Origin of the sequence: Idiomarina sp. T82-3 (genome assembly GCF_001577655.1) — a bacterium.
Lineage (GTDB): Bacteria > Pseudomonadota > Gammaproteobacteria > Enterobacterales > Alteromonadaceae > Idiomarina > Idiomarina baltica.
In genome coordinates, this window is record NZ_LSBQ01000013.1 from 39418 (window position 1) to 61615 (window position 22198).

The window sequence follows — 22198 nt, forward strand, 5'->3', positions numbered from 1 at the left end:
TAGAACAATGAAAAAACCAATGACGTTTAGCATAAGTCCTGTTGCGACGGCAGTGTCTCTCGTACTGACCGCGGGTCTGGCGTTTCCTGTATATGCGCAAGATCAAGGACAAGATAACGAAGAAAAAGCCAAAGATGAATCCATTGAAGTCATTAATGTCAGTGGTATTCGCGGTAGCTTAGCACGCTCAACTGACTTTAAACGCCAGTCAAGCGGTGTTGTCGACGCGATTTCTGCTGAGGAAATGGGTAAATTCCCAGATACCAACTTGGCAGAATCACTGCAGCGTATTACCGGTGTCTCGGTGAGTCGCAATGATGGCGAAGGTAGCCAAATAACCGTACGTGGTTTTGGCCCAGAGTTTAACTTGATCACCCTCAATGGCCGGCAAATGCCAGGCACTGGCTTTAGTCGTTCTTACAATATGGAAGCCCTTTCGTCTGAGGGAGTTACAGCACTTGAAGTGTATAAAACTGCACGGGCTGATACACCCAGTGGTGGTTTAGGAGCAACGGTAAATATTGTTACTACTCGCCCATTCCAGCACTCAGGACAAAAGTTCGTAATCATGGGCAAAGCCCTGCACGATAGCTCAGTCGAAAAAGGCGATAGCGTGACGCCAGAACTGGCTGCGGTGTACAGTAATACGTTTGCCGATGATACGTTCGGTATCGCTTTCTCGGTTTCCCAGCAACGCCGTGACTTCCGCCAACAGTACGCCAATATACAAGGTTGGCAGGCGAATGTCGGTTTACCTGACCTTGACGAAGGGGACTATGTTGATCCTCGCCCCATCGGCGAGGATGGTGAGCGTATCGGCAACCACTTCTTTCCTAAAGATATGAACTATGGCTTTACCGACGTTCAAAACGAACGTACTAACGGTCAAGTGACGCTACAGTTTGCACCGACCGATACCATGGTACTGACTGCCGACTACACCGGTTCACGCCGAACGTCGGGTCGCGTCGGCTTTGGCTGGGGTATATGGAACGAATTTGGTGGTAACATCAATTCCTATATCTTAGATGAGAACGGTACAGCGGTTTATGCCGATATCGCAGGTAATGATGCCTCATTTACCGCAAACTGGGATACCACTGAAATCGAGGCGGATTCCGTCGGTTTAAACCTGACATGGGACATCACGCCCGACTTTAGACTTTGGGTCGATGCCCATGACTCAAGCAACAGCATCGACAACGGTGCAGATCCCGGTCTCGGTTCAAATGGTCAAATCATTATGGGTTCTGACCAGTTACAAACCAAATTCTACGATTATCGCAACGGCGAAATTCCGCAAGCGAGCGTACTTTGGAACAATGGGACTTCGGTGCTAGCACCCAACGAAATTGGCTCTAACTTTGGTCAATTCATCCACTCTCCAGGCGAATCCAACGTAAAACAGTATCAGATTGAAGGTACTTGGTATAATTCGGTGTTGGATATTCCTCTGGTCTCTGTGAAAGCGGGTATTTCACGCACCGACCAAGATATGAGCGGTTACGAAGCTTGGAGTGGTTTACGCGGTGGGCCCGGCTTCAGTCCTAGTTTCGCCGAAATATTCCCAGACGGTATGTTCGAATACCATGACACCAGTGGTTTCCTAGACGAATTTGAAGGTGGCGGTTCTGACCTCGCGCAAAACTATTATTACACCTACGATTACAACGAAGCGCTTGCGCGTCATGTGGCCTATTTGACCGAAGATCTCATGGGTGCTGATGAGTTTGTAGCCGATGCCTACTATGACGGTATTGATAGCCAAAGCTACGTACGTGAGAAAACAGATGCTATCTTCTTGCAAACATCATGGGAATTCTCGCTCGGTGCGTTTCCAACGGAGCTCAATGTCGGTGTTCGTTATGAAACAACGGATGTTACCAGTACAGTGCGTCAACGAGTAGAACAGCAAGTCAACTGGGTCAGTGCTTCAGAGTGGATCATGCAATATGAAGAAGGTGATGCGACTTTCTTGACGCAAACCGGTGAACACGACGTGTTCTTGCCAATGCTCGATTTGAAGGTCAACTTTACTGATCAATTGATTGGTCGCTTCTCAACAGGCAAAACCATCTCTCGTGCACCATTAGGCGCATTAGCCGGTGGTCGCAGTTTATCAGCAAGTCCAAAACCGGGTGCTCGCACAGGTAGCTCAGGTAACCCTAACCTGTTGCCATTTGAGTCAACCAACCTCGACTTAGCCATTGAATATTATTATGGCGAAGGTAGCTATGCATCGGTTGGTTACTTTAAGAAGGATGTTGATAACTTTGTTCAAACCACCATCACCGAAACGACGGTAGAAGGTTTGCGTGACATCTTTGAAGGGCCTCGCTATCAGCAAGCTGTCGCTGATGTTGAAGCGCGCGGTGAGCAAGCCACCAGCACGGCGATTTTTGAGCAAATGATAGCCAACGGTTACGGCAATGCGGATGGTGCTATTGAGCCGAACGCAGACGACCCGTTAATTGTGTGGAGTATTAGCCGTCCAAGCAATACCGATAGTAAGAGCGTCGACGGTTTCGAAATTGCGGCGCAACACCTCTTTGGACGCTCTGGATTTGGTTTAGCTGCTAACGCAACGTTCGTCGATGGCGATGTGCGTTTTGACGTAACCAGCCTTGAGCAGCAAGCACCGCTTACAGGCTTAAGTGACTCAGCTAACTTCCAAGCATTCTACGAGAAAGATGGTTGGTCTATCCGCGCTACATACGCGTGGCGTGATAGCTACCTGATTGGTGTTGGTCAGGCACAGGGCTCTTCTGATGCGCCACCACAGTTCGCTAAGTCTTATGGACAGTGGGACTTAAGTGTTAACTATGACGTGACTGAAAAGCTAACGGTATTCTTTGAAGGTATTAACCTCAACAACGAAACCGAAGAAGGTTACGGACGCTACGAAGAGCAGTTCTTATTCGCACGTCAATACGGTCCGCGTTACGCAGTCGGTGCACGTTACACCTTCTAAGCTTGCGTAACTCAGTTGCTTGTTGTCTTCCCTGGACCAACAAGCAACACCCATTAAAAAGGCCAGCTAAGTTATTAGCTGGCCTTTGCTTTTGCCCTATCACCGATTAATGAGCGAACTAATTAACGTCTTCCGACAAACATAGCACTTCATCGTTTATGGCTTTGGTGACTTGCAAGCGCGCATCGCGAATACTGACATGGCTATCCGCAGAGCTTCCCAGACGCAGTACTTCACCCGTACTCGCCGTGTCTACGCCGGCTTGTTCCAAGCATTGAACCGAGAAATTTAACGTGGTCCATTGTTGCGCTGAGTCTTCATTTAGATACGCTTCAATGTTCTGACTAAACTCACAGGCATCAGGTCCACAGTTCAGTGACAATGTCAGCGGCTTATCTGGACTCGCTTTAACCGTCACACTCAACACGCCATCCTCGACACTATACGCCCGCAAATCGCGTGGGAAAGGACTTACAAAACTAAAGTAGTTTGCACCCTCGCCTTCAAACATAAAGCGTCGGGCATCCTCTTGAACTTGATCATCAAAAGTTTCAGCTTTTACGCCATTCAGTGACTGGATGCTGCTTGTCACTTCAATACGCTTTGCGCTATTGCCTATCATCAAGCGCCAAGGCGCTTGTGGCGAGCGCTCAAAGATCGCCATTTCTAACGGTTGGTCGCTAGTCGCAAAGTCGGTGTTTAACGTATCAAGGGTTACATTATCGTCAAAACTCAAACCATAGCCGAGTTTAAACAGTGGATCGTAATTTGCCTCATCTCCGTTTAAGCGTCCCTGAGTTGGCGTCTTCGGCCAAGAAAAAGGCAATTGACCAGAGACTGGGAAACGTGTCTGTCCTTCGGCGTCTGTCACAAGTACATCCGCGACGCCTGCTCCCTCGCTACCAGGTAACCACGCCGCTACAAAGGCATCAGAAGCATTGAGCTCCGGGTTCACATACATGGGTCGACCACTGATAAACACCGAAACAACAGGGATACCCTTCTCTTTAAGTCGTTTTAACAGTTCAAGATCAACCGCATTACCGCGTTGATAATCTACATTGTCAATATCGCCATTACCTTCAGCGTAAGGTGTTTCACCATAAACGACCACTGCAACATCAGGTTTTTCTTGATACTCACCATTAACAGCAAGCTCAGTTTCGCCGCCTGCTTGTTTTACAGCATCAGCGATGCCATCGTAGATTGACGTGCCACCTGGGAAGTCTTCATTGGTATTACCCGTACCCTGCCAGCTTATCGTCCAGCCACCGGACTGTTGACCAATATTATCGGCTGCCGGTCCAGCAACCAACACACGTTGGTTCGGCTTTATCGGTAACACGTTGTTGTTGTTCTTCAGTAACACCAAAGACTCTCGCACGGCTTGACGAGCAATTGCGCGGTGTTCTTCAGCACCAATGAGTTCGGTTTTACCCGACAATGGACGGTTAGCGGGTGACGGCTTATCAAATAGCCCAGCACGCATTTTTACACGCAAAATTCGGCGCACTGCGTCATCAATACGAGATTCTGCAATAGTGCCATCTTTTACCTGTGCAATGAGGTTTTCGTATAGCGGTTTCCAAGCTTGGGTTGGCACCATATAGACATCAAGCCCTGCATTTGCTGCTTGCGGGCAATTATCATTGGTGCAGCCTTCAATTTGTCCATGACCGTTCCAGTCACCCACGACAAAACCATCAAAGCCCATTTTTTCTTTTAAGACATCAGTCAGCAGGTATTTACTACCGTGAATCTTATCACCATTCCACCGATTGAAGCTTGCCATCACCGTTTGTGCGCCAGCCTCGAGGCCTCCCACATAGCCTTGAGCATGGATATCAAATAAGGTTTGCTCATCGACTTCTGTATTACCTTGGTCGATACCGTCGGTCGTACCACCATCACCAATAAAGTGCTTTACCGTGCTAATGACATTCTTTTCTGAAAGAAAGTCGCCATCCACATGGCCTTGCAATCCGCGCACAATTGAGGCTGCATAATCGCGCACTACCGCGGGATCCTCAGAGTAGCTCTCGTAGGTGCGCCCCCAGCGCACATCGCGTGCCACTGCAACAGTCGGCGCAAACACCCAGTCTATCCCGGTGACTATCACTTCGGTCGCCGTTACTTCAGCGATAGCTTCGATAAGCGCCGGGTTGCGTGCGGCTCCTAAACCAATATTATGAGGGAAGATGGTTGCGCCCAATACATTATTATGACCGTGCACCGCATCAGTACCCCACATCGTAGGAATATCAATACCATCGACACTATCATCAACAGAAGCTTGATACATTGACTCTGCAAGAGCAATCCAATCCTGCGGTGTGGCATATTTATCGTTATTTGGGAAAGCTCCACCACCGTTTAAGTAGCTACCAAAACCGTAACGACGCATGTCTTCGACAGTAATGTCACGAATTTCAGGCTGGATCATCTGCGCCACTTTTTGCTCGAGCGTCATCTCGGCGAGTAATGCATCAATACGTTGTTCCATTGCTGGCTTTTGAGCAACAGGAATATCCAACTGTGGCCAAACTGAGTCCTCACTCGTAGGTGCTGCTGTGTCTGCCGTACAGGCCGAAAGAATGGCTGCGGGTAACGCAGCCAATAGCCATTTTTTTTGTCTCATTATTCTGCCACCTCAGCTGTTTGCTTTGCTTTTTTAAAGGCACGGGGTACATAGCCAGCGAAACCGTAGTATGCGATGTAGGCATAACACATAAGGGGCACAATAAAGGCTGTTTGCACGCCTACCACATCAGCCAACGCTCCTTGACATAGTGGCAACACCGCGCCACCGACAATAGCTAAACACAAAATGCCAGAGCCTTGACCCGTGCTTTCTTTCAAGCCTTGTAATGCAAGACTGAAAATCGTTGGGAACATAATTGAGTTGCACAATCCAACAAATAGAATCGACCACATTGCGATGGCACCTGAACTCAAGATGGTAGTAAGAACAAGCAATATCGCACATGTTGCGTTAAACAATAGCACTCGATTGCCAGCAAAACGCTGCATGACGGCGGCTCCAATGAAACGTCCAACCATAGCACCGCCAAAATACCAAGATATATAATGAGAGGCTTGCGATGTCGTCATTCCGCCAATGTGGTCTTGTGACAAGTAAATCGCTAGAAAGCTGCCAATACCGACTTCTGCGCCGACATAGACAAAAATCCCCAGCGCTCCTAATACCAAGTGCTTTTGACCCCATGCACCGCCTCCAGTTGGAAGTGGTGCCGCTTGGTCGACTTTGCCCATCGCGGGGAGCTTCAACCGAACGAAAACCAACGCCATAATGACGAGTGTTGCCGCTAAGATAAAGTAAGGTAACGAAACGGTATCCTTTGACACACCGGATACCTCGGGATCGGCTACACCACCAAAAATAAGCCAAGTGCCAAAGAACGGCGCTACCGTTGTGCCCAAAGAGTTAAAAGCTTGTGTCATCGTTAGGCGGCTGGATGAGGTCTTTTCTGGACCTAACCGTGTGACATAGGGATTCGCTGCGACTTGTAGAATCGTAACCCCGGAAGCCAAAATAAATAAGGCACCTAAAAATAAACCGTAAATCTCTAGCTGTGCGGCGGGATAAAACAGCACACAACCTGCCCCCGCGGTTAGTAGGCCAACGATAATCCCAGACTTATATCCGATTCGACCCACCATCAACCCTGCCGGTACTGAAATGATGAAGTAAGCACCAAAAAAACAGAATTGGATCAACATAGACTGCGCGTAATTTAAATCGAATAACAAACGCAAATATGGAATAAGAATGTCATTGAGGCAGGTAATAAAGCCCCAGATAAAAAATAGTGATGTGAGCGCAGTCAGAGCAAACCGATAGTTGGTCGGTTGTTCACTCCCGTGTAACGCTGAGGTTTGTGGAGTTGTCATAATTCCCTCTTGCTTTATTTTTTGACGATAGCCATCAGACCATCTAATATTATGTAAGCGCTTTCATGTATAGCATAATTTAATTCAAAGGCAATTAAAACCTGCCTGGCGAGCGAACTCTTATGAAAAAAATAACGCTACCTTATCAGTCACGACTAAACCATCCGAGTTTCACGTTTGGTGTTGCTACATCATCATTTCAAATTGAGGGCGATATTGCTGGCCGCGAACCCTGTATCTGGGACAGCTTTTGTGAGCAACCGAACACGATAAAAGATGGCAGTAACGGCAACGTGGCTTGCGATCACATTCACCGTTGGCAAGAAGATGTTGAACTAATTAGCGAGCTGGGTGTTGATGCATATCGCTTTTCCATCGCTTGGGGGCGTGTAATCAAAGCCAATGGTGAAATTAATCGAAGCGGTTTAAACTTTTATATCAAGCTCGTTGCGGCACTCGCGGAGCGCGGAATCCAATCTCACATAACGCTATACCACTGGGATCTACCTCAGTATTTGGAGGATCAAGGAGGATGGTTAAATCGCGCAACTGCCTATCGTTTCGCTGATTACGCGCGTGTGATAGCCGATGCACTCGGTCACCAAGTATCAAGTATTGCAACACTGAATGAGCCTTTCTGTAGTGCATATTTAGGTTATGAGGCAGGTATTCATGCTCCAGGACCTCAAGCAGGTGATGCTTCACGTCGCAAGCAAGGACGTCAAGCTGCTCACCATTTGCTTTTAGCACATGGTTTAGCATTACAAGCCCTGCGCGACAGCTTCGCTGATGGTAAAGCGCCGGCGTTAGGCGTGGTACTTAATTTTAGCCCGTGTCATCCGCTGACTTCACAGCAAGCCGATCGCGACGCCGCTGAATTTGCTCATCAGTACCACAACTTATGGTATCTACAACCAATGCTTAGCGGTACTTATCCCGATGTTATTGAGCAATTGGCTGTTACGGATCGTCCGCAAATAAATGCCGGCGATATGGCGATCATCAATCAGCCACTCGACTTTCTCGGTGTGAACTACTATACCCGAACCGTATTTAAGGCCAACCAGCAACATGGTTTCAGTGATGTACCGGCATCGGGCGACGGGTTAACCACCATGGGTTGGGAAGTTTATGCGAAGGGGCTGACTGAAATTTTGCTTACACTGGATCGCCAATATGACAACCTACCACCGATTTACATTACCGAGAACGGTATTGCGACCGCCGACAGCTGTAATAAAGGTGAAGTTGACGATGTGATGCGTATTGATTATTTTCAAAGCCATTTATTGGCGGTTCACGACGCAATTAATCACGGTGTGGATATAAGGGGCTATTTTGCCTGGAGCCTGATGGACAACTTTGAGTGGGCAGAGGGCTATACACAACGCTTTGGGATTATCTATGTCGACTACAATACACAACAGCGCACATTTAAAAACAGTGCAAAAGCTTTACAGAAACTCTTCTTAGCTAGACAATCACAGCATCACGCTGTGGAGGATATATGCTAAGTCGCACCGAAAAAATAGCCTATGGCTTGGGTGACACTGCCAGTAACATCATTTTCCAAACGGTTATGTTGTTTCTGGCTTTTTTTTATACAGACATTTTTGGCATCTCAGCCGCCGCTGTGGGCAGTATGTTCCTCGTTGTGCGACTTATCGATGCCGTCACCGACCCACTCATGGGTTTACTTACCGACAAGACACGCTCGCATCACGGTCAGTTCCGCCCTTACCTAGTATGGATGGCAGTACCCTTTGCAGTTTTCAGCGTATTGGCGTTTACTACTCCCGAAGTAGACGGTTTCGGTAAACTTATTTATGCATACATTACGTACACGTTACTCATGTTGGCCTACACGGCGATCAATATTCCTTATTCCGCACTTGGTGGCGTATTAACGGAAGATCCATCGGAACGTGTATCAATTCAATCGTATCGCTTTGTACTTGGCATGTTAGGTGGCTTATTAGTCACCACTTGTACGTTGCCTCTGGTCGATTGGTTCGGCGATGGTAGTCCAGTCGTTGGCTATCAACTCACTATCGTCACGTTGAGCATATTCGGAATGATACTTTTTGTTGTATGCTTTTTGGGTACAAAAGAACGTCTCAGACCACCAAAGCAACAACATCTTTCGTTTCGACAGGCGCTTCGGACCTTATGGCAGAATGAACAATGGCGCCGACTATCCGTTGCAGCAGCGCTTGTACTGACAGGTATCGCTTTAAAAAATACACTCGCTGTTTACTATGTAAAGTATTACCTTGTGCGCGATGATCTAGTGACCGCCTTTGTAAGCACTGGTATGGTCGGTAATATCATGGGTTGCGCATTAGCCCAGTATGTGTGTCGATATATGGATAAAGTGAATGCATATATCGGTATTCAGATTCTAGCCGCTATCGTCTGCGTGGCAGCCTATTGGGTAGCGCCCGAACAACTCACGACGGCATTTGTTATGTACTTCTTGTGGGGCCTTTTCTTACAGATGGGAACACCGATGCTGTGGGCTAAGATCGCCGACGTAGCAGATTATGGCTACTGGAAAACAGGCGTGCGTGCGACGGGTCTGGTGTATTCATCGGTGGTATTTTTTATCAAGTTTGGCCTCGCGTTAGGGGGGGCGATTAGCGGTTGGTGGTTGGCATTTTACGGCTACACCCCCAATCAAATGCAAAATATTGAGGCGCAACACGGCATTCAGTTAGCGTTTACCGTGCTGCCGGCACTTGCATCCCTGCTCGTTGCAGCAGTTATGCTTCGCTACACCTTAAAACAAAAGCGTGTTCAGCAAATATCAGAAGCGTTGGAGCAATACTCTTAACATGGCGACCATTTACGAAGTTTCGAAACTCGCGGGCGTTTCCTTAGCGACCGTGTCTCGTGTTATTAACAATAACGCGCCCGTACGCCAGGCAACTCGAGTGAAAGTTCTCGATGCAATGGATAAACTGGGTTATCACCCTAATTCTATTGCACAGTCTCTGGCATCGAGCCGTTCCAACTCAATCGGCATTGTCGTTTCCGAACTCAACGGTCCATTTTTTGGAACTTTGTTAAGTGATATTGAGGCTGCTTTCAGACGTGCAGGAAAGCATGTCATCATAGCGGCTGGACACAGTGATGAGAGGCTCGAAAAGGAAAGTATCGCATTTTTAAAAAGTCGTAACTGCGATGCCCTCATTTTACATGTTGAAGCGGTTTCAGATGACTACTTAAGTCAACTTAATCAAGGTGGCACGCCATTCGTTATTCTCAATCGTTTTGTCGAGAGCTTGTCAGATCGCTGTGTAACGTTGAATAACCAGCACGGTGGCTACCTCGCTACCCAACATCTACTGCGTAATGGTCACCGTAAAATTGGCTATATTTCCGGCCCGATGTGGAAAAACGATGCTGAGCAACGGTACTTAGGGCATTTGCGCGCTCTTGCGGAGTATGGCATCGAATCCAAAAGTAGCCTATTTTATGAAGGTGATTTCCATGAACTTGGCGGTGTTAAAGGCGTTGCAGCACTATTACACGCCGATGCTGACATCACCGCTATTGTATGCGCGAATGACGAGATGGCCGCGGGGGCTGTGACCACCGCACGCGAACAAGGCTTAACGTTGCCCGACGACTTGTCTATTGTCGGCTTTGATAACGTCAATTTCTCCCACTATATGTATCCAAAACTAACCACTATCGATTACCCCATCGGCGGCATGGGCGTCATGGCTGCGCGTTGGGTACTTAAACATATTTATCAGCAAAAACTCGATAATATCCAGACCGTGTTTGAGCCTCGCGTAATTGAACGCGATTCTGTTCACAGTATTTGAGCGCATAAAAAAAGCTCGTGCTTAACACACGAGCTTTCTAAGATATCGACTTTTAACGCAGACTAAGCTGCTTTCACATCAAAACGGTCTGCATCCATGACTTTGACCCACGCATTGATAAAGTCTTTTACAAACTTCTCTTGGTTATCATCTTGCGCATACAGCTCAGAATAAGCACGCAAAATTGAGTTTGAACCAAATACCAAATCGATACGATTGGCTGTCCACTTGACCGTATCAGTCGCTCGATCACGGACTTCATAATGATCACCCGCTTTTTTCCAGACATTTTCCATATCCGTCAAGTTGACAAAGAAGTCATTGGTCAATGTGCCCACACGGTCAGTGAAAACGCCATGTTTGGATTCACCATAGTTCGCGCCAAGTACGCGTAGACCACCGACGAGCACTGTCATCTCAGGTGCCGTTAACCCCATCAGTTGAGTTCGGTCGAGCATCAACTCCTCTGCTGGAACTTGGTAGTCCTTCTTCAAGTAATTGCGGTACCCGTCGTGTAAGGGCTCAAGTGGTTCAAAGCTCTCAGCGTCGGTCCACCCGTCGGTCGCGTCACCGCGCCCTGGCGTGAACGGCACAGTAAAATCGTATCCTGCTTTGTGCACAGCTTTCTCAACTGCGGCCGTGCCGCCTAAAACAATCAAGTCAGCAATACTAACAGGCTTTTCGAGTTCGCGTCGAACACGCTCTAAAGTCGCCAACACACGTTGTAATTTCTCGGGCTCATTACCGTGCCAATCCTTTTGTGGCGCAAGACGAATGCGGGCGCCATTAGCACCGCCACGATAGTCTGAGCCACGGAATGTACGTGCACTATCCCATGCCGTAGAAATCAACTCGTAATCGGTTAAACCGCTTTCAAGTAGCTTTTTCTTGAGCTCAGCCACTTCGCTATCAGACAGGCTGTAATCCACTTTCGGAATCGGATCTTGCCAGATCAAATCCTCTTCAGGTACATCGGCTCCAAGGTACCGATCTTTTGGACCCAGATCGCGGTGCGTCAACTTAAACCAAGCACGTGCGAACACTTCGGCAAAATAGTCGGGATTATTGTAAAACTTCTCAGAAATCTTACGATACTCAGGATCTTTAATCATCGCCATATCGGCGTCCGTCATAATTGGGTTATGGCGAATCGAAGGATCTTCTACATCAACGGGCTTGTCTTCCTCTTTGATGTCGATAGGTTCCCACTGCCAAGCGCCCGCCGGGCTTTTCTTAAGTTCCCAATCATAGTTGAATAACAAGTAGAAGTAGCCGTTATCCCATTGAGTAGGATGAGTTGTCCAAGCGCCTTCAATACCGCTCGACATTGTGTCACGACCCATGCCCTTGCCAGCGCTGTTGCGCCAGCCTAGGCCTTGCTCTTCCACATCGGCGGCTTCTGGTTCTGGACCTAAGTTCTCTTCCTTACCGTTACCATGACATTTACCAACCGTATGACCACCGGCTGTCAAAGCGACCGTTTCCTCATCATTCATAGCCATGCGTTTGAACGTTTCTCGCACGTCTTTCGCAGTACGCAACGGATCGGGTTGACCGTCAACACCCTCTGGGTTGACATAGATAAGACCCATTTGAACAGCGGCTAACGGATTCTCGAGTGACTCACGCTCTTGATCCGAGTCATAACGGTTCTTAGTTGCATCCAACCATTCTTTCTCACTACCCCAATAAATATCTTCTTCTGGATGCCAGATATCTTCGCGTCCCCCAGCGAAACCGAACACCTTAAGCCCCATTGACTCATAAGCCATGGTGCCAGCAAGAATGAACAAATCTGCCCAAGATAGCTTGTTGCCATATTTCTTTTTAACTGGCCACAACAGACGGCGAGCTTTATCCAAGCTGACGTTATCAGGCCAACTGTTTAACGGTGCAAAGCGTTGGTTACCTGTACCGCCACCGCCGCGGCCGTCAGCGAGACGATAAGAACCTGCAGAGTGCCACGCCATACGAATCATAAAGCCACCATAGTGACCCCAGTCAGCTGGCCACCAAGACTTACTGTCGGTCATCAAGTCTTTTACGTCTTTCTTTAACTCTTCCAAGTTTATTTTTTTAAACTCTTCAGCGTAGTTAAAATCCGGATCCATTGGATTCGCTTTGGTGTCATGCTGGCGCAGGATCTCGAGTTTGAGTGAGTTGGGCCACCAATGTGTATTCGTTTTTCCGGTATTGGTCATGCTACCGTGCATGACAGGACATTTACCTGAGCTCATATGTCGCTTCCCTCTTTTCGTTGTGTTGAGATAACTACGAACCTTTCTACTGATTAGATTTATAGCACTCAGAGGGTAAATAGCCCAAGGTTATTAAAACGGTCACCTTAAAAGGTTTTTTCGATTAGAGTTTAAGGGATACTTGATCTTTGTTGATTTATTAAACAAACTAAATGATAACATACGCATTACTTTTACAAGCCCACTCTGCTTTATGAAACGATTTCTACTTTATTTTCTTGTTTTTGTGACCCCACTCGTATCAGCCAGCGATTTTGCGGGTATTTGGCGCGGTGAGCTTGAAGTTGGGCGCGGTGCTTCTATCGTATTAGGGTTTGATATCAATCAAGATACAGACGGTGAGATTAGCGTCTTTATCGACAGTCCTAATCAAGGCATGTACGATTTTCCAGCGTCCTCAGTCACTGTGAATAATAACCAGCTAACCATTAAAGTTGACAAGCTCAAAGCTCAATTTGTCGGTCAAGTTGATGACCAAGTATTGAGCGGTGAATGGCAGCAAGGCCAAGCGACGCCGATTAAACTGACGCGTTTAAACAACCAAGACAAACAACGGCTGCGTTTTGAAGGGGCCTACAAAGGCACATTAGAGATAAATACTCGCACAACATTACCCCTACAACTTAACATTGCGGTTGTCGCCGATGGGTACTTAGCGACCCTCGATAGCCCAGCCCAAGAGTCCTTTGGCATTCCAATTAATCAAATTAACATCGGTGACCAACAACTTACTTTTAGCTCTAGCCTGATTGGCGCATCATACACAGGCACTCTGACCAAGGATGGATCATCAGGTTGCTATCAAGGACAGTTTTCCCAGGGCGGGCAACTACCTCTTACCTTGTGTCTTGAGCAAACGCAGACCGCTTCGACCCAACAACAGTTAGATCCTGCCGGGTTCAACGTCGATGGTGCGGTGATCACTTATAATAATGACCGCTGGCAAATAAAACGATTTACTCACCAAGTACCTGCGGATGCTCAATTTGAGATTGGTTCAGTGACAAAAACTATGGTAGCGTTTTTACTGGCTAAGGATTTGGCAAATGGAGTATTAGCGAGTGATGCGCAGTTGGGTAACATTTGGGACGAGTTATCAAAACCGGTCAGTGAAATCAGTTTAGTTTCGCTTGCTACCCATTTTTCAGGCTTACCGCGTTTACCTGCCAACCTCGACGTCGACGACGATCAGAATCCGTATGCAGACTATCATCTCAATCAGTTATCGGACGCCCTTCGCGACACCGATTTAGCATCACCCGTAGGTTATCAGTATTCTAACTTTGGCTACTCCGTGCTCGCCGAAACATTGGTTGCTTTTCATCATCAATCGCTCGATACACTGCTCACTGAATCCGTATTTAGACCATTAAACATGAACCATAGTTATCTTGCTCTGGAAAATGAGGAGCATGTTAAAGCGCATATTCACGCGCTTGCTCAAGGACATCGGTTTGATGGTCGTTCAGCACCACACTGGTATTTCGATGCGATGGCGGGTGCTGGCGCCGTGGTATCCACGGTTGATGATATGGTTGCTTATTTAAAGCTGATGATGCAACCGCCCGACTCACAAACAGAAACCGTCGCGACCGTGTTAGCACCACGCGAATCACTCAGCCAACAAACGCAACAGGCACTGGGTTGGTTAATTCAACGCAACGGCCAACAAGAATGGGCTTGGCACAACGGTCAAACAGCGGGGTTCACCAGTTATGTTGGATTTACATTAGATGGTCGTCGCGGCGTCGTGCTACTGAGTAACCAGGCACGCCCAGTTACTCAGTTAGGTCAGCAGCTGCTGCTAGCACCTGCGGACTAATTACTCTAGGTTAAGCGGATCATCCAACGACCGAGAGGGCTCAGTAAACCATTTCGGTCCCTCATCGGTCATATAAAAATGATCTTCTAACCGGACACCAAATTGTTCTGGCTGTATTAACATGGGTTCATTACTAAAACACATACCGCGCGCTAAAGGTGTTTCGTCTCCGCCCACTAGATAAGGCCATTCGTGTAAGTCCATGCCGATACCATGCCCTGTTCGATGAGGCACTCCCGGTAGCTGATAATCCGGTTTAAGGGATAAGCGAGCAAGCTCCTGCCGCACTGCGTCATCCACGCTAGAGCATGGCTCGCCTAGATGCGCCGAGTCAAAAGCGACTTGTTGCAATTGACGCTCATATTGCCAAAATTCACGTTGCTCAGACGTCGCTTCACCAAAAGCGTACGTACGCGTGATGTCAGAGTGATAACCATGCAACTTGCAACCTGTATCAATCAACACCCAGTCGTTAGCGTTCAAGTACTGTTCGTGCTGTACGCCATGCGGATAGCTGGTTGCTTGACCAAATAGGACGATACAGAAAAAAGAGCCCGAAGCACCAACTCGACGATGTGCTTCATCAATGAATGTCCGCACTTCCGTCGCACTCATCCCCTCTTTCAGCATCGATGCTGTCGCGCGATGAACAGCAATCGTCATATCCATGGCAGTTTGAATGAGTGCAAGTTCGGCCTCTGACTTGTGCATTCGACATTCAGCAATAACCGTTTTGGCATCACATAACTGCTGTGCCGGGACGTATTCCTCCAGTCGAGCGACGAAACTGTAGGCCGTTGACTCGTCAATGCCCAGCCTTAATTTAGCGCCGAACGTATCCTTTAACGTGCTTGCCATCAGCTCAATGGGCGATTCATGCTCCTCCCACAGTAATGGCTCAAGGGGGACCTGCATCGCTTGCTTTAGTGAACCGAGTTCGAAAGCCGGAGCAATAAGCCGCGGTGTACCTTCAACTGGGATAATTGCCCCCACTAACCGTTCGCTCGGATACCAACGCAACCCTGTAAAGTACTCAAGATTCGTGCCCGCATTAAGGTAAATAGCATCGATCCCCTGCGCTTTCATGAGAGTCTGAGCGCGCTCGATACGTTGATTAAACTCGTCAATACCAATTGGTTTAGCTCCCTTTGCCCTATTCACCAATTGAGTTAATGCTTCGTTCTGTGTTTGATAACCAATACCGCGCGTCATACTGCACTCCAGCCTTAAGTAATGAAAACTCAAATATTGAACAGCAAGGCTCGCATGGCGTAGACCAAAAGGCAAATCATTGCTTTTTGAATGCACACTCAGAAGGGTTTCAATTATTTAAAATAATAGTACAATAGATGCTATATTCATTCGAAAATATAGGGGTATCGTGTGTTCAACTTTGACATACTGAGTCAGTATTTTCTTGCGATTTATTTTACTATTATAGCCGTTCACTACAGTAGCGTTGCGCTTGGCCGAAAAGCAAGAACACAACAAAAACAAGTGCACGTAGGCAAGGCTCTGAGCGCACCATGGTGGATAAGACAAACCTTCAACATGTTTCGTTCGGCAATATTAGCCATTTGTATTGCTCGTTTACTGTGGGATATTGACACCCAGCTTGGCGTGATTGAGGTGATTTATCAGCCCGTAACCGTTTATTCTGGGGTTATTCTGATGCTTTGTTCGTTTTTCTTAGTAAGTTTTAGTCACGCTTACATGCAATCCCAGTGGCGTTCAGGCATTGATGAAGATTCGCAACACCCCCTGCTAGTGAGTGGTCCTTTTAAACGAACCCGCAACCCTATCTTTAAGGGCGTGTTGCTCGGTCAACTCGGTTTGTTTTTAACCTTCCCTTCACTATTTACACTCGTCTGCCTTATCACGGGCGTTACCATGATTTGTCTCCAAGTTCGTCAGGAAGAAATAGCGCTCGAAAAAAGCCATGGGGACGTCTATATCCAGTACAAGCAAAAGACACCGCGTTGGCTCTAATTCAGTGTTATAAATTGCACTGTTCACAGCGAGCTTGCCCGGTAACCCAGCGTGATATACGGTTACGATGTTTGGCAAATAATAAATATGCTCGGTCAGCAAACCAACGGATCACAGGCCATCGCAGGGGCGCGATATAAGCGCCCTTCCCAACCGCCTGCCAAGCAGCGTGAGTGACATCAAGACCGTATATTGCGTTCCCATCGGCGTTGATACCATGTAAAAATTGATTGGCGGCATCTGGATCGATGTCGGGATACCGCGCACTGAAATCGTTCACATTAATATTTTCAAACGCCAGTTTGTTGTTGGTATCTAAACGCTTTAAGTGACGCATTTCCTTCACACATAAAGGGCATCCGCCATCATAAAAAATGAGCACCTTGCCACTGGTCTTTGGTTTACTTTTTGACACAAGACACCTCAGATTAGGTTTCAATTTGTTCCCTTTAAAATACGATTTATTCCAAGTTATCGATTAATGAGTCGAGCCATTTCTCAGTTAAAGCGTACACCGTTTGCGGCTTTTTACCGATAGCGAACATGATAATTCGAACTAATCTAGTCAACGAAAGTCACTTTAACTGAGAGTCTTTATGAAAGTTTTTTTTAATATTTCAGCATTCGCCTTAATTGCATCAGTTTCTTTTCCTAGTTTTGCTCAAAGCGCATTTACCATGCCCGCACAATCCCTCAACCAGTTAACATTGAGCGGTTTTAGTACTGAAACCGACTTAGATGGCGGCTCTAAACAAAATGCATTTGATGGTGGTGGCGCTCGTGCTGAACTTCAACTGCAATGGCAAAATGATTGGTACGTTGGTGTCTCAGGTCAATTTTCCGAAGTCAGCCATAACAACATTGACATGCTCACTGACCAAATGAGTTTACGACTAGGCACACAACATTTCTTATCAGCGAACACACGGTTGTTTTCAGAGTTATTCATACAACGTCTTACAGTTGAAGTTGACGACGGCACCACGCGTACAGAAGATCAAGAAACGGGTCCTGGCATTGAGCTCGGTATTGAACACCAAACTCAAACTCAGCTAACGCTATTTGCTTCTGCGAGCTATAGCCGCCTCACACGCGATGTGCGCTATTGGCAGACCGAATTGGGCGCGTTTTACATGATGAACCCACGCACTGCACTTGGCGTCAGCTATCAACGCCGCACTGCTTCTGATACCGATTATCGACAAGACAACTATCTTCTTAACCTACGTTTTTGGTTTTAAGTGGGGTTGTCCATCTGAACATGGCATACTTGGCATTTTGTGAGACAAGTATGCCCTATGGATCTTGACCATCAATGCCCCTGTGGTAGCGAAAAGAGTTTTAAACACTGCTGCCATTTGTTATTGAGTGATCGAACACTCGCACAAACCCCCGAACAACTCATGCGATCGCGTTATACGGCGTACGTAATTGGCGACTTGCCCTATATCCGCAAGACATGGCACCGAGATTACTGTCCCCCAGACCTATCACTTGAGGGATTACCTGAATTCATCCGCTTACAAATTGTATCTCACAGTCACTCGAATAACCGAGGTTACGTTCATTTTCGCGCATTCTATTATACGCGGGATGAACTCACATGGATGGAAGAACAAAGTCAGTTTGTTAAGCTATCGGAGTGCTGGCTCTACACAACAGGAGAAGTAAAATAGCCGGCTCACCACTCAAACTCTCTGTCATTTGCTATAAAAACAAGGGTTTTTACTCGCGTGGGTGAACTGTTTACTCTAAACTTCGGTAAAATAAGTGTAAATTTGCAGAATGTACTCACTAATCACAACAAATAAAGGGGATGTCCATGAGCGAAAACAAGGATATAGATGAAAGTAAGGCGGAGAAGGATCCGATGATCCCGGATGGGGAAGTCAACCCCATCAATACCGATTACAAAGTTGGACAAGACAACGTCGTGATGAATTTAGGCCCGTTTGGATTAGATTTCCACAATCGGGTTTTTGCTGTTTCAGGCCTTGCAATCGTTGCATTCGTTCTCTTTGCTTTAATTTTCCAAGAACAAGCTGAACCATTATTTAGTGGAATTCGTGGTTGGCTTACATCAAATCTTGATTGGTTCTTCTTAAGCGCGGCTAATATTTTTGTCGTGGTTGCACTGGTCCTAATCTTTACACCACTCGGTCGCGTTCGCATTGGCGGCACAGAGGCCAAACCAGACTTCTCATACATGGGGTGGTTCTCGATGCTGTTTGCTGCAGGTATGGGTATCGGCCTTATGTTTTATGGTGTGTCTGAGCCGATTTCCCACTTCTCGTCTTCGCTCGGGGGTATCTCCATGGAGAATGGAGTGCGTACCGACTGGGCGCCATTAGGTGCTGCGGGCGGCAATGAAGCAGCTGCACGTGAATTAGGCATGGCAGCGACTATCTTCCACTGGGCACTTCACCCATGGGCTATTTATGCAATCCTAGCGTTGGGTCTAGCGATCTTTTCATTTAACAAAGGCTTGCCTCTGACTGTTCGTTCAATTTTCTACCCGATTTTGAAAGAGCGCGTTTGGGGATGGCCAGGTCACATTATCGATACCATCGCTATCTTAGCGACGCTATTCGGGCTTGCGACCTCGCTCGGGCTAGGTGCCTCACAAGCTGCCGCTGGACTCAACTTTCTGTTTGATGTACCCAAAGGGGATACGACAGAAATTCTTCTCGTTATGGGTATCACAGCCATCGCACTCACATCGGTGCTGGCAGGTTTGGAATCAGGTGTACAGCGTTTATCGCAGATCAATATGACGTTAGCGGCACTACTCCTTCTATTCGTCATTATTGTCGGTCCCACGCTCGCAATTATCACTGGTTTCGGCGAAAACTTAGTCAACTACATTGCTAACCTACCTGCCTTATCTAATCCTGTAGGACGTGAAGACTTAAACTTCACTCAAGGCTGGACATCGTTCTACTGGGCTTGGTGGATTGCATGGTCACCGTTCGTTGGTATGTTCATCGCACGTGTATCTCGCGGTCGTACTGTGCGTGAATTCCTAGTATCGGTATTGTTGGTACCTTCACTGGCTTGTGTATTCTGGATGTCTGTATTTGGTAATATTGCTATCGAACAGGTGATTAACGGAGCACAAGACTTGGTTGACGCGGATCTTTCGTTGAAACTATTTGTTATGCTTGAAGGATTACCTTGGGCGTCAGTGACTTCATTCATCGGAATCATACTGGTCATCGTATTTTTCGTCACCTCGTCTGACTCAGGCTCTTTAGTTATCGACACCATCAGTGCGGGTGGTAAAGTTGAAGCGCCTGTACCCCAGCGTATTTTCTGGTGTACCTTCGAGGGATTGGTCGCAATCGCCTTGATACTTGGTGGTGGACTTGTCGCACTACAAGCAATGGCTGTTTCTGCGGGTCTACCATTTACTATCGTATTGTTGGCGGCCTGCGTCGCCGTTATTCAGGGCTTGCGTTCTGAACCACGAATCGGTAAAAACGGATAACACGCAGCTGTTGTCTTCAAACAAAAGCGGCGCACTAAGCGCCGCTTTTTTGTACCTGAGGTGATGTCATGGAAGCCGAACACGTCGAAATACTAAATTTCATTAAACAATATGCACCCTTCACTATTCTTCCCGAAGCGGAATTACAAACGATCTCACAACAAATCGAGGTCGGCTATTTTCAGAAGGGTGATCAGGTGCTTGAGTACAACCAACCTATTTCTGATCTCCATGTAATTCGTAGCGGCGCCATAGAAACGTATAAGCGCAACGGCGAACTTTTTAATCGCTTAAGTGCCGGAGGTTTTTTCGGTGAAGCCGGCTTATTACGTAAAGGCCGTGTACGTTATCCTGTAAAAGCGTTAGAAGACAGCCTGATTTACTATGTACCCGGTGCCCTATTTAATCGGCTTTACGACGAATACGACGCCTTTGCGGATGCGGTTGAGGTTGAAGAACATCAACGCGTTAATTTAGCCGTGCGCGAACGCGAGCAGCGTAACGATTTATTTATTGAAACCGTCGAAACATTGTTGAGCCGCCAGCCTGTTATTATCGAGTCTGATGCCAGTATTATAGAGGCCGCTCAAAAAATGACTGACGAGCAAGTTTCGTCATTACTCATTTGTGGTGATAACCCTGATGACGTACTCGGTATTATTACCGACAAAGATTTACGCAAGCGTGTACTCGCCGTTGAACGTTCTCCCAGCGATCCCGTACGTGACGTGATGTCCTCGAACTTAGTTTATATTGAGCATAATCAACGCATATTTGAAGCGATGTTAACCATGCTGAGGACTAACCTGCATCATTTACCTGTATTAAAAAAACAGCGCTTGATTGGTGTTATTGCCTTATCTGACGTCGTGCGTCACGAATCGAAATCAAGTCTTTACGTAGTCAGTAGTATCTTTAAACAAAATACGTTTGAAGAGTTGGCGCAGTTAAAAGAGAGTGTAGAAGCAAGCTTTGTGCGTTTGGTCAACGAAGACGCTAATTCACGAATGATTGGCTCAGCGATGGCGACCATCGGTCGTAGCTTCAAGCAACGCCTTTTGGAGTTAGCAGAAATCGAATTAGGCCCACCCCCCATTCCCTACTGCTTTCTCGCACTTGGTTCAATGGCGCGTGATGAACAATCTATCGTAACCGACCAAGATAACGCACTGGTATTACACGACGACTTTAACCCTAAAGAACACGATGCCTATTTCAAAGCTTTGGCTAAGTTTGTCTCGGACGGTTTGCATGAATGCGGCTATACGTACTGCACCGGTGGTATTATGGCAACCAATAACCAGTGGCGACAACCGCTGCGCGTTTGGAAGAAATACTTCACCGACTGGATTGATAACCCCTCTCCCGAGCGCTTACTGCACTCCTCTATCTTTTTTGACTTAGACGGCGTATGGGGTGAGTTTAGCTTTGCCAAACAACTGAATGAATTAATTCGTGTAAAAGCCAAAAATAATAAACGTTTCTTAGGCTCTATGGCGCGTAATGCGTTGAGTCGAACACCACCGCTGGGCTTTTTCAAAGATTTCGTGATGGAAAAGGATGGTAAGCACCGCGACAGTATCAATACGAAACGACGCGGCACAGCACCGGTGGCTGATCTGATTCGCGTACATGCGCTCGCGGTCGGCTCAACGCAACGCAACTCGTTTGCTCGCCTTGAGGATATCATGGAGGCCAACATACTGCCCAAAGGTCGGGGACCGGATTTACGTGACGCCCTCGAGTTAATCTCAATGGTGCGTATTCGACACCAGGCTATTGCCCTAACGGAGGGCGACACGCCCGATAATAATGTCGCGCCCGAGCAACTATCGGATTTTGAACGCAAAAACCTAAAAGATGCTTTTCAGATCCTCAGTAATGCACAGAAATACTTACGCTATCGCTATGCAGGAGGCTAAGCCG

The 22198-nt window shown here is 47.2% G+C and carries 15 protein-coding genes; 10 read left to right on the forward strand and 5 right to left on the reverse strand.

All coding sequences use genetic code 11. The annotated features are described in order from the left end of the window. The first annotated feature begins 7 nt into the window (after positions 1 to 7). Positions 8 to 2971, forward strand: a complete 2964-nt coding sequence (locus tag AWU56_RS08995; RefSeq protein ID WP_272977495.1) for a TonB-dependent receptor — start codon at positions 8 to 10, stop codon at positions 2969 to 2971. A 118-nt stretch (positions 2972 to 3089) separates the two neighbouring features. On the opposite strand, the gene AWU56_RS09000 is transcribed toward AWU56_RS08995, so the two are convergent. Both AWU56_RS09000 and AWU56_RS09005 read right to left on the reverse strand, forming a co-directional pair. Next, the gene (locus tag AWU56_RS09000; protein ID WP_286682303.1) at positions 3090 to 5609 is read right to left on the reverse strand and encodes a glycoside hydrolase family 3 protein; all 2520 of its coding nucleotides are present in this window, start codon (positions 5607 to 5609) and stop codon (positions 3090 to 3092) included. Then, positions 5609 to 6883 carry a sugar MFS transporter gene (locus tag AWU56_RS09005; RefSeq protein WP_286682304.1) on the reverse strand — a complete coding sequence of 425 codons (1275 nt, stop codon included), beginning with the start codon at positions 6881 to 6883 and terminating at the stop codon, positions 5609 to 5611. The genes AWU56_RS09000 and AWU56_RS09005 overlap by 1 nt, the downstream gene beginning before the upstream one ends. 122 nt (positions 6884 to 7005) lie before the next feature. Here AWU56_RS09005 and AWU56_RS09010 point away from each other — a divergent pair, with 122 nt between their 5' ends. From AWU56_RS09010 to AWU56_RS09020, 3 genes are read left to right on the forward strand one after another with little or no spacing between them, the layout of a single operon-like run. Continuing rightward, a complete protein-coding gene (locus tag AWU56_RS09010; RefSeq protein ID WP_286682305.1) occupies positions 7006 to 8397 on the forward strand; it encodes a GH1 family beta-glucosidase in 1392 nt (463 codons plus the stop codon). Then, a complete protein-coding gene (locus AWU56_RS09015; protein WP_286682306.1) occupies positions 8391 to 9716 on the forward strand; it encodes a glycoside-pentoside-hexuronide (GPH):cation symporter in 1326 nt (441 codons plus the stop codon). Before AWU56_RS09010 ends, AWU56_RS09015 begins: the two co-directional genes overlap by 7 nt. 1 nt (position 9717) lies before the next feature. Beyond that, entirely contained in the window at positions 9718 to 10716 is a 999-nt protein-coding gene (locus AWU56_RS09020; protein ID WP_286682307.1) for a LacI family DNA-binding transcriptional regulator, read from the forward strand. A gap of 62 nt (positions 10717 to 10778) precedes the next feature. Here the strand turns inward: AWU56_RS09020 and katG are convergent, their stop codons facing one another. Then, positions 10779 to 12953, reverse strand: coding sequence for a catalase/peroxidase HPI (gene katG, locus AWU56_RS09025; protein ID WP_286682308.1), 2175 nt, complete (start codon positions 12951 to 12953; stop codon positions 10779 to 10781). Between the two features lie 214 nt (positions 12954 to 13167). Between katG and AWU56_RS09030 the strand changes: the two genes are divergently transcribed. After that, positions 13168 to 14796 carry a serine hydrolase domain-containing protein gene (locus AWU56_RS09030; RefSeq protein WP_286682309.1) on the forward strand — a complete coding sequence of 543 codons (1629 nt, stop codon included), beginning with the start codon at positions 13168 to 13170 and terminating at the stop codon, positions 14794 to 14796. Here the strand turns inward: AWU56_RS09030 and AWU56_RS09035 are convergent, their stop codons facing one another. Further along, complete coding sequence (locus AWU56_RS09035; RefSeq protein WP_286682310.1) at positions 14797 to 16008, reverse strand: M24 family metallopeptidase; 1212 nt, start codon at positions 16006 to 16008, stop codon at positions 14797 to 14799. A gap of 171 nt (positions 16009 to 16179) precedes the next feature. On the opposite strand from AWU56_RS09035, the gene AWU56_RS09040 reads away from it, so the two are divergent. Beyond that, positions 16180 to 16785: a methyltransferase family protein gene (locus AWU56_RS09040; RefSeq protein ID WP_286682311.1), complete on the forward strand. Its 606-nt coding sequence runs from the start codon at positions 16180 to 16182 to the stop codon at positions 16783 to 16785. 7 nt (positions 16786 to 16792) lie between these two features. On the opposite strand, the gene AWU56_RS09045 is transcribed toward AWU56_RS09040, so the two are convergent. After that, positions 16793 to 17167, reverse strand: a complete 375-nt coding sequence (locus AWU56_RS09045) for a thiol-disulfide oxidoreductase DCC family protein (protein ID WP_286682319.1) — start codon at positions 17165 to 17167, stop codon at positions 16793 to 16795. Positions 17168 to 17381: 214 nt separating this feature from the next. Between AWU56_RS09045 and AWU56_RS09050 the strand changes: the two genes are divergently transcribed. From AWU56_RS09050 to AWU56_RS09065, 4 genes are all read left to right on the forward strand, one after another. Beyond that, entirely contained in the window at positions 17382 to 18026 is a 645-nt protein-coding gene (locus tag AWU56_RS09050; RefSeq protein WP_286682312.1) for an outer membrane beta-barrel protein, read from the forward strand. 57 nt (positions 18027 to 18083) lie between these two features. Further along, positions 18084 to 18461 carry a YchJ family protein gene (locus tag AWU56_RS09055; protein WP_286682313.1) on the forward strand — a complete coding sequence of 126 codons (378 nt, stop codon included), beginning with the start codon at positions 18084 to 18086 and terminating at the stop codon, positions 18459 to 18461. 146 nt (positions 18462 to 18607) lie between these two features. Beyond that, positions 18608 to 20272, forward strand: a complete 1665-nt coding sequence (locus tag AWU56_RS09060) for a BCCT family transporter (protein ID WP_286682314.1) — start codon at positions 18608 to 18610, stop codon at positions 20270 to 20272. Between the two features lie 68 nt (positions 20273 to 20340). Further along, a complete protein-coding gene (locus AWU56_RS09065; protein ID WP_286682315.1) occupies positions 20341 to 22194 on the forward strand; it encodes a DUF294 nucleotidyltransferase-like domain-containing protein in 1854 nt (617 codons plus the stop codon). Positions 22195 to 22198: the final 4 nt, after the last annotated feature.

Bases quoted from the DNA above. Each gene is read 5' to 3' on its own strand.
- AWU56_RS09065 (WP_286682315.1), top strand. From the start codon at position 20,341: ATGGAAGCCGAACACGTCGAAATACTAAATTTCATTAAACAATATGCA.
- AWU56_RS09010 (WP_286682305.1), top strand. From the start codon at position 7,006: ATGAAAAAAATAACGCTACCTTATCAGTCACGACTAAACCATCCGAGT.
- AWU56_RS09055 (WP_286682313.1), top strand. From the start codon at position 18,084: ATGGATCTTGACCATCAATGCCCCTGTGGTAGCGAAAAGAGTTTTAAA.
- AWU56_RS09020 (WP_286682307.1), top strand. From the start codon at position 9,718: ATGGCGACCATTTACGAAGTTTCGAAACTCGCGGGCGTTTCCTTAGCG.
- AWU56_RS09030 (WP_286682309.1), top strand. From the start codon at position 13,168: ATGAAACGATTTCTACTTTATTTTCTTGTTTTTGTGACCCCACTCGTA.
- AWU56_RS09050 (WP_286682312.1), top strand. From the start codon at position 17,382: ATGAAAGTTTTTTTTAATATTTCAGCATTCGCCTTAATTGCATCAGTT.
- katG (WP_286682308.1), bottom strand. From the start codon at position 12,953: ATGAGCTCAGGTAAATGTCCTGTCATGCACGGTAGCATGACCAATACC.
- AWU56_RS09000 (WP_286682303.1), bottom strand. From the start codon at position 5,609: ATGAGACAAAAAAAATGGCTATTGGCTGCGTTACCCGCAGCCATTCTT.
- AWU56_RS09005 (WP_286682304.1), bottom strand. From the start codon at position 6,883: ATGACAACTCCACAAACCTCAGCGTTACACGGGAGTGAACAACCGACC.
- AWU56_RS09015 (WP_286682306.1), top strand. From the start codon at position 8,391: ATGCTAAGTCGCACCGAAAAAATAGCCTATGGCTTGGGTGACACTGCC.
- AWU56_RS08995 (WP_272977495.1), top strand. From the start codon at position 8: ATGAAAAAACCAATGACGTTTAGCATAAGTCCTGTTGCGACGGCAGTG.
- AWU56_RS09060 (WP_286682314.1), top strand. From the start codon at position 18,608: ATGAGCGAAAACAAGGATATAGATGAAAGTAAGGCGGAGAAGGATCCG.
- AWU56_RS09035 (WP_286682310.1), bottom strand. From the start codon at position 16,008: ATGACGCGCGGTATTGGTTATCAAACACAGAACGAAGCATTAACTCAA.